General features: G+C 64.3%; 10 protein-coding genes. 8 read left to right on the forward strand and 2 right to left on the reverse strand.

All coding sequences use genetic code 11. The features are described 5' to 3' along the window. Positions 1 to 335: 335 nt before the first annotated feature. The 7 genes from QN345_RS13365 to QN345_RS13395 all read left to right on the forward strand — a co-directional run bounded on the left by QN345_RS13365 (position 336) and on the right by QN345_RS13395 (position 4,699). Complete coding sequence (locus QN345_RS13365; protein WP_322187917.1) at positions 336 to 842, forward strand: hypothetical protein; 507 nt, start codon at positions 336 to 338, stop codon at positions 840 to 842. A 158-nt stretch (positions 843 to 1,000) separates the two neighbouring features. Further along, complete coding sequence (locus QN345_RS13370) at positions 1,001 to 1,420, forward strand: hypothetical protein (protein ID WP_322187915.1); 420 nt, start codon at positions 1,001 to 1,003, stop codon at positions 1,418 to 1,420. A gap of 230 nt (positions 1,421 to 1,650) precedes the next feature. Beyond that, the gene (locus QN345_RS13375; protein ID WP_134447318.1) at positions 1,651 to 1,890 is read left to right on the forward strand and encodes a hypothetical protein; all 240 of its coding nucleotides are present in this window, start codon (positions 1,651 to 1,653) and stop codon (positions 1,888 to 1,890) included. A gap of 69 nt (positions 1,891 to 1,959) precedes the next feature. After that, positions 1,960 to 2,601: a ScbR family autoregulator-binding transcription factor gene (locus QN345_RS13380; RefSeq protein WP_134559421.1), complete on the forward strand. Its 642-nt coding sequence runs from the start codon at positions 1,960 to 1,962 to the stop codon at positions 2,599 to 2,601. Positions 2,602 to 2,819: 218 nt separating this feature from the next. Next, complete coding sequence (locus QN345_RS13385) at positions 2,820 to 3,554, forward strand: GAF and ANTAR domain-containing protein (protein WP_323508749.1); 735 nt, start codon at positions 2,820 to 2,822, stop codon at positions 3,552 to 3,554. Further along, positions 3,547 to 4,260: a GAF and ANTAR domain-containing protein gene (locus tag QN345_RS13390; protein WP_134447324.1), complete on the forward strand. Its 714-nt coding sequence runs from the start codon at positions 3,547 to 3,549 to the stop codon at positions 4,258 to 4,260. The genes QN345_RS13385 and QN345_RS13390 overlap by 8 nt, the downstream gene beginning before the upstream one ends. Positions 4,261 to 4,306: 46 nt before the next feature. Continuing rightward, positions 4,307 to 4,699 (forward strand): DUF1622 domain-containing protein, encoded by a 393-nt coding sequence (locus QN345_RS13395; RefSeq protein WP_323508750.1) that lies wholly within the window; start codon positions 4,307 to 4,309, stop codon positions 4,697 to 4,699. 67 nt (positions 4,700 to 4,766) lie between these two features. Here QN345_RS13395 and QN345_RS13400 read toward each other — a convergent pair whose 3' ends face one another. Then, positions 4,767 to 5,429: a GAP family protein gene (locus tag QN345_RS13400; RefSeq protein WP_322187911.1), complete on the reverse strand. Its 663-nt coding sequence runs from the start codon at positions 5,427 to 5,429 to the stop codon at positions 4,767 to 4,769. A gap of 9 nt (positions 5,430 to 5,438) precedes the next feature. Continuing rightward, a complete protein-coding gene (locus tag QN345_RS13405; protein WP_134447328.1) occupies positions 5,439 to 6,611 on the reverse strand; it encodes an AI-2E family transporter in 1,173 nt (390 codons plus the stop codon). 164 nt (positions 6,612 to 6,775) lie between these two features. Between QN345_RS13405 and QN345_RS13410 the strand changes: the two genes are divergently transcribed. Next, positions 6,776 to 7,288, forward strand: coding sequence for a mycothiol transferase (locus QN345_RS13410; protein WP_322187909.1), 513 nt, complete (start codon positions 6,776 to 6,778; stop codon positions 7,286 to 7,288). Positions 7,289 to 7,397: the final 109 nt, after the last annotated feature.

Below are 7,397 nucleotides of genomic sequence, written 5' to 3' on the forward strand. Positions count from 1 at the left end.
GCCGGGGGTTGAGGTACGAGTCGGGAGGGATCCCGGGCGGGGGTTCCGCCGTGCTTTCCGAACGAATAGTTGAGGGTTCTTCAGCTGTCATGCCGGTCACTCTACGGACCACCACCGACATTCCCGGGGCATCCGCCACCCCACAAGCCACCTGTGGAATACCCGGTCAAAGAAGATTTCTGTGGACAACTTCTCCCCAAGGCCCTCCAGCCACACCGGGAGGAGGTCGCGATGACCGGCGACGGGGTCGACGACGCGCCCGCGCTTCGTCGAGCGGACGTCGGACTGGCAAGGGGGATCAAGGGCACGAAGCGACGAAGGAAGCGGCAGGCATCGTGCTCGCCGACGACAACTTCGCCAGCATCCAGAGTGCAGTTCACGAAGGCCGTCGTATCCGCGACAACCTGCAGAAATCCATCGTCTTCATTCTGCCCACGACCGCAGCCGAGTCCCTGGTGCTCCTGCTCGCCGTGCTGTTCGGATTCGCGCTGCCGCTCCAACCGACGCAGATCCTGTGGGTCAACCTGATCACGGCCGCGACCGTCGGGGTGTTCTTCCTCGAGCAGGGAATCGGGTCCACCACCGCGGAAGCGCAGACCACGGCCGCGACCACGCCCACCTTCAGCCGGCTCGCGTTCCTGTTCACTTCCCGGTGCCTCCGGGCGTCGAGCCTCACCCTCTGCACGCCATTCATGAACCTCTGGTTCAGCTCGACGCCGATCGGGGTTCGCGAATGGGCGTACACGCTGGGACTTTCCGCCGTCATCTTCCTGCTCGTGGAAGTGGACAAGGTGATCGGACGGGCGCGCGCGGGCCGGGCCTCGCGGATCGCTGTCCCGTGATCGGCTGCTGAGCGCACTGCGGCATAATCAGGAACACGGACACGCGGGTGTGCAAGAAGCGCCACCACGCACCGCGTCCTGATCGGTCGCAGGGGTGGGTCCGGCAGGTGCGGTAGCCAGGTCTACGCCAGTCAGTCTTTTCATCGAGGGGGATGTCCATGGCAATTCGAATCACGAGCACGTCAACGAAGATCGCCTACGTGACGAGCGGTGGCGTTCTCGTCATTCTCGGGTCGGCCCTGACGATCGGTCTCCCGCTGCCTGTTGCGTCCGTCGCGGCAGCCGTCCTTGCGCTGGTCCTGGTCGTCTTTGCTGCGAGAACCTTTCGCGCCGAGGACGAACCGGTCGAACAGAGGCGCCCGTGGTGGAAGATGACGGCGCACCGGACATCCGGTGTCGTGTTTGCACTCCTGTTCGGTTCCCGGGCGATCTACGTGCTTGTCGCTTTTGTCAGTCGGCCGGAATCGGGGGGCCTGATGGTTCCACTGGTCACGAACATCTTGATCGCGATGATGTTCGCTTTCTCGTCGATGCGGCTGGGAACGACATCACCCGCGACCGCGTCGCGTAACCAGTAAGGCCACCTGCATCGGTACCTGAGGCCGCCCGGTTCCTCGCCCACGTCGCCACTTTTCTTGAGTGAGACCACCCTGTCGCTGCGCACAATGGCATACACTCATCGAGGGGAACCAAACAAACGGGGAAACCGGTTTTTTATTGGATGGCATCGGCGTTCGCTGAAAGGCGCATCGCCAGCGTCTGTGCCGTCGGGGGTCGGTGAGCACGGAGTCGAACTCGCGTTCGGCCGGTGCCGCGCTCACCGAAAAAACATCTGGGGGGAAGTTTGAAACAATCAACTCGCGCGCAGCTGGTGGACATTTCAACAGCACTCGTCATCGCCGGTTGCGTATTCGTGCCGCTCTTCTGGCTCGGCTACGCAGTGGGGCCGATTCTCGGTATTTCGGTGTTGTTGGCCATCGGTGTCCTGATGATTCGGTCGGCGCTCAGATCGGAACCCAACCCAGAGGCGCTGATCGAGCCGGAGTGAGGGTGCCGGACGGGGATGCAGAGGTGCCGTCGGGTCCATGTTCGATGCGGAATCGCCAGGAGGCGCACCATGACCGTGAAACAAGAGCGCGCCGTACTCACTCGCGAGAAGATTATCGCGGGGGCTGCGGACGTCTTCTATCGCCAGGGTTTCGGCGGGGCCACGCTCTCGGACATCACGGCCGCCGCCGGAGTGACCAAGGGCGCGCTGTACTTTCATTTCCAGTCCAAGGAGCACGTCGCCCTCGCCGTGATCGAAGCGGAACACGAGATCGCGACAGCTGCCGCGACGGCGATACTCGACACGACAACCGGGCCGCTTGAGTCGATGCTCAGGCTCTGCAGCGATCTGGCCGGACGATTGACCACCGACCCCATCGTCCGTGCCGGCATCCGCCTCACAACCGAAACCTCGACTTTCGATCGGTCGATGGCGCGACCATACGAAGATTGGCTTGCGACCTTCGAGGCACTGACTCTGGCCGCCACGGAGGCCGGCGAACTCCGCGCAGGCACCGACGCCGAGAAGCTGGCGCACTTCATCATTCCCGCTTTCACGGGGGTCCAGATGGTTTCTGATGTCTTCACCGAACGTGCCGACCTCCGTCGACGCGTACGGGAAATGTGGGAGATTCTCTTGCCCGCAATCGTGCCTCCCGAAAATCAGAATTCCATCGAGTGGATGCTGGAAGCGGCATTCCCGATTCGATAAGGTCTCAGTCGTGAACCGACACGACGACTGCACTCCCGAGCACACTCCGGGGAACGCACGAGAGCGATTCCCGGTGCGCACGCCCACACCGTTGTCGGGGCCGGGACGGTGGCGGAGAGAGCCCGAGCGCTGCCTGCATTCCTTTTCGACGCCGGAGGAGTACGTTGCGATCATGCAGCGGACGGGAGTGAATCGTGGTTGCGACCAGAATCGCGGGTATGACCCCGATGCCTGATCTGTTTGCCGTGGCTGCGGATGCACTGAACGCCCTGACCGGGCAGGAGGCGCGTCTGTACGAGCCGCTCCTGGCGGCGTTGCCCGTGGACGGGGCATCCGTCTCGACGTTCGGCGATATTCTTGCCGCTGAAAAGATTTCGGCCAGTGACGCCCAGTCGTTTCGTCTCGACGAGTTGCAATTCGATCTTGGCGAGGGCCCCTGTTGGGACGCACTGCAGACCGCGGCTCCGGTCCTCGAGCCTGATATTCGCAAACGGCCGAACCGGACCTGGCCGGCCTTTTCGGAAGCGATCCTTGCAGATGACCTCGGTGCGGTCTTTGCTTTTCCCCTGATCCTGGGGCCTTTGCGCATCGGTGCGATCGATCTGTATACCAACCGCCCCTATCGCCTCAGCTCGCAGAGCGTCCAGCAGATTTCGAGCCTTGCGACCGTGGTCAGTCGTCTGGTCCTCTCTCGAGCCATCAGACTGTCCCACACCGAGATCGAAAACGAGACCGACAGTGCCACTCGCCAGAAATTCTCTCGTCGCGAGATCCATCAAGCCACCGGAATGGTCCTGGCTCAACTGAGAATTCCTGCCGCGGATGCCCTCCTCGTCATGCAGGGCCATGCTTTTGCGGCTGGCCGGTCAATGGCCGAGATTGCGGCAGAAATCATTGACCGCCGATTGAGTTTCGCGGTAATCGAGAGCCAGATCGAAGGGTCCCATGATTGATGGAACGAGAGAGGACCGTTTAATCGACACGTTCGCGACCCTTGCCGACACGCTTGTGGCCGACTACGACGTGGTGGATCTCCTGCAGACCCTGGTCGAGAGTTGCACTGATCTCTTCGATATTGCGGCCGCTGGAATTCTTCTGGCCGACGCCGATGGCGAATTGGAAGTTGTCGCTTCGACGAGCGAGGCCAGCAGACTTGTCGAGGTCATGCAACTGAGCGCTCGGGCGGGCCCCTGCGTGGAATGCTTTGTCACCGGTGCCGTCGTATCCCTGACGGACGTAGAGGAGAGTCCGCCCGCGTGGCAGCGTTTTCGGGACAGCGCACGCGAGCAGGGTTTTGCCGCGGTCTTCGCCATACCGTTGCGGCTGCGGGAGACGACAATCGGTGCCCTCAACCTGCTGTCGAATGTTCCGGGTGCACTTCGCCAGCAGGACGTGCGGGCCTCCCAGGCGCTGGCCGACGTTGCCACGATCGGAATCCTGCAGGAGCGTACGCTCCGGGAAAGCATGTCGGTCCGGGAACAGCTGACAAACGCGTTGACCTCCCGGGTGGTCATTGAGCAGGCCAAGGGCGTACTTGCGCACTCCCGAGGCGTGTCGATGGAGGAAGCGTTCACCCTGCTGAGGACGTATGCCCGGGCAAACCGCCTGCTGCTCTCAAGCGTCGCCCAAGGTCTTGTCGAACAAACACTCGTGATCTGAGCGGGCATCCCGCCGACCGTCTGCACGCTGAACCACGAGGAGAGGGATGTCCATGGACTTCGAGCAGGTCATTTCGGCCGGCGTGCAGGTCGTCGAGGCTGCCGGTGCAATCATCATGGTGCTCGGTGGGGCCCTGGCTTTCGCGGTCGCCCTTCCGCGCGTGCTGCGGAGCTCCACCCGTGCCCAGGCGTACGTGGGCCTCCGTCGTGACCTGGGCCGGGCCATCCTCCTCGGCCTCGAGGTCCTGATCGTGGCCGACATCATCCGGACCATCCTCGTCGAACCGACCGTCCAAAGCGTCGTCGTCCTCGCCGTGATCGTCGTGATCCGCGTTGTGTTGAGCTTCTCGCTCGAAGTCGAAATGGACGGGGTATGGCCGTGGTCACGCTGGCGGGCCGATCCCGTCTCCCCGGTCACCCCGCAGCCGCCTGCTCAGTAGCCTGCGCCGTAGCCCCGTGGCGGTCGGGTCACGAACACGCCACGCCACACCATGTGGCGTGGCTGCTTCAGACCCGGGTCATGCCGTCGCCCAGGATCAGGGCACCGAGCATCAGGGCCACGACAACCGTGACGATCTGGGACGGATTGATGATGCGCTTCTTGAGCGCCACGAGGGGTTTGATCATCGTCTGCGGGGACGCCAGCGTGAGGATCACAGGGACCGCGACACTGGACACCCCGATGACCGTGTAGACGAGGATGCAGATCACCAATTCGGCAAGCGGGAGCGCGTGCGCGCTGAGGGCGAGCCCCGCTGCAGTGCCGAGAACGAGGGCCTTCGGCCGGATATTGAGCACAAGTCCGACCCCGGCGCAGGACACGGGCCCGAGGGTCGCGATCCAGTTGAGCCAGGCGGGTTCGGCCAGCCGGGGAGGGGACGGATGCAGGAGTTTCCACACGCCGGACCCGATCAGCACGGCGCCGAGAACGATCTCCGTCCAGCCGATGGCCGGCTGGAGGGCAGTCATGTCGGCCGGGGGAAGCCAGGTCAGTGTGGCCGTGAACACGGCCGTGACGACGATGAGCCCGACGATCCAGCCCGCGAGGAAGGCGGGGGCCGACCAGCGCTGTTTGGGAGACAGAAGCAACAGCACCGTCACGAGGAGCGGGGTGGTGCTGAGCGCGACGGCGAGTGCAAGCGGGAGCAGCCGTCCGATTGTGGCGAGCATGGGAGCGCCTCACCCCTCGTGCCCGGGCTCCGGCGCTTGCGTGGCTGTCGGGCGGGGAGATGAGGGTGGCTTCGCTTTCCGCGCATTCTTGCCTGCGACATCGGCCGCCTTCAGGAGACGTCGGGTCTCGACTGTCGGGCCGAATGCCGGCCTGACCCACGCGACGTCGGGATCGGAGTCGACGAGGAACGTTCGGGCGAGCAGGGTGAGGGGGATAGCGAGGATGGCGCCGATGGGCCCGATCACGACGGCCCAGAACAGCACGGAGAAGAAGGTGATGGTCTGGTTGAGAGAGACGGCGCTGCCGACGGCCTTGGGCTGGATGATTGACTGCACGCCGCCGTTGATCACGCCGTAGACGATGATCACGGCGATCACGGTCGGCCAGCCGCCGACAAGATAGCCGAACACGACGGGCGGGGTGATGGCGAAGAAATAGCCGATGTTGGGGATGAAACTGCAGAGGAAAGCCAGGAGCCCCCAGAGCAGGGCGGCGGGCACCTGGAGGATCCACAGCGCGATGGTGTTGAGAAATCCCTGCACCAACCCGAGCACGGTCGTGACGATCATGTAGCGGCGAACGTTCGCGGCGAAGACCTTGAGGGCATCGACGAGGCCCGGCCGGCGCTGGCTCAACTGCCCGAGAATGGTGTGCGCATAGGAAGCGTCCGAGGACATCAGGATCAGCATGGTCAGGACGATGACCAGGAAGCCGACGATGCCGAAGAAGCTGCCGAGGAAACCGCTGAGGTAGGGGACGAACCTGCTGGGCGTGAAGCCTTCCGTCATCGCCTGGATCTGCGCGTCGCCGATGCCGATCGTGTTGAGAAACTCGCCAAGGGAGACGCCGAGATCGTGGATCTCCGCGGCATAGCCAGGCAGCATCGAGACGAATTGGGAGATGGCCACGATGACGACATAGAAGAAGCCGGACAGCAGCGCGAAGACGACGAGGATCACCGAGCCGGTCGCGAGGCCGTGCGGCACCCCGCGCTTCTCCAGGCGTACCCGGACAGGATGAGCGCAGATGGACAGCACAAGAGTGAGCAGGACCGGCGCCAGAATGCCGCGGATGCTGCTCATCCCGATCGCCGTGATCGTGGCGGCTGCGAGGCCGACCAGGAGCAGCGTCCCGCGGGGATACCGGGGCAGGGGTGTGGGGTCGGGTCCGACGATGCTCATACTTGTCCCGCCATCCTCTTCGATGGGTTATCCATCGAGTGGCTCCGCCAACGATTCATTGGGAAACGTAGTCCCATTTCGTGCGCCCAGCGTCGTTTCCGCGTTTCTCCGCTTCGGCGCCTCGAAGCTAGTCTGAGAGGAACAAACCAGAGCGGGGGAGACGGATGCTGTCAGGCGAGCTGTTGAGTGAGGCCTATGGCCGGGTCGGCGGCGTGGTGCGTTCGGTGTTGCGGCAGGCCGGACCGGCCCTGCTCAAATACCGGGCGGACCCGGAGGCGAACTCGATCGCCTGGCTGGTCTGGCACCTGACACGGGTGCAGGACGGACATGTCTCCGAACTTCTCGGCGAGGACGAGGTCTGGATCAGCGGCGGCTGGGCCGCGAAATTCGACCTGCCCTTCTCCGACTCCGAGACCGGATACGGCCAGACCGCGGAACAGGTCGGCGGCGTCCGGGCCAGTGCCGAGCTGCTCGGCGGTTACTTCGACGCCGTGCACAGCCGGACCCTCGCCTATCTTCCGACGCTGACCCCCGAGGACCTCGACCGGATCGTCGACACCTCGTGGAACCCGCCCGTGACCCTCGGAGCCCGGTTGGTGAGCGTGCTGGCCGACGACCTGCAGCACGCGGGCCAGGCCGCGTTCGTGCGGGGCCTGGCGGTCCGTTCCGGGGACTGACCCCGCCGTGCGCCAGGGCGCCGTTCCTCCCGCCGCCGGCGCAACTCCTGCCGGGACCCGCGCGCGCGTGCCGCTGTGGCTCAAGGTACTCCTGTCGACGGCCCTGCTC

Origin of the sequence: Cryobacterium sp. 10I1 (genome assembly GCF_035019805.1) — a bacterium.
In the GTDB taxonomy this organism is placed as follows: Bacteria; Actinomycetota; Actinomycetes; order Actinomycetales; family Microbacteriaceae; genus Cryobacterium; species Cryobacterium glucosi.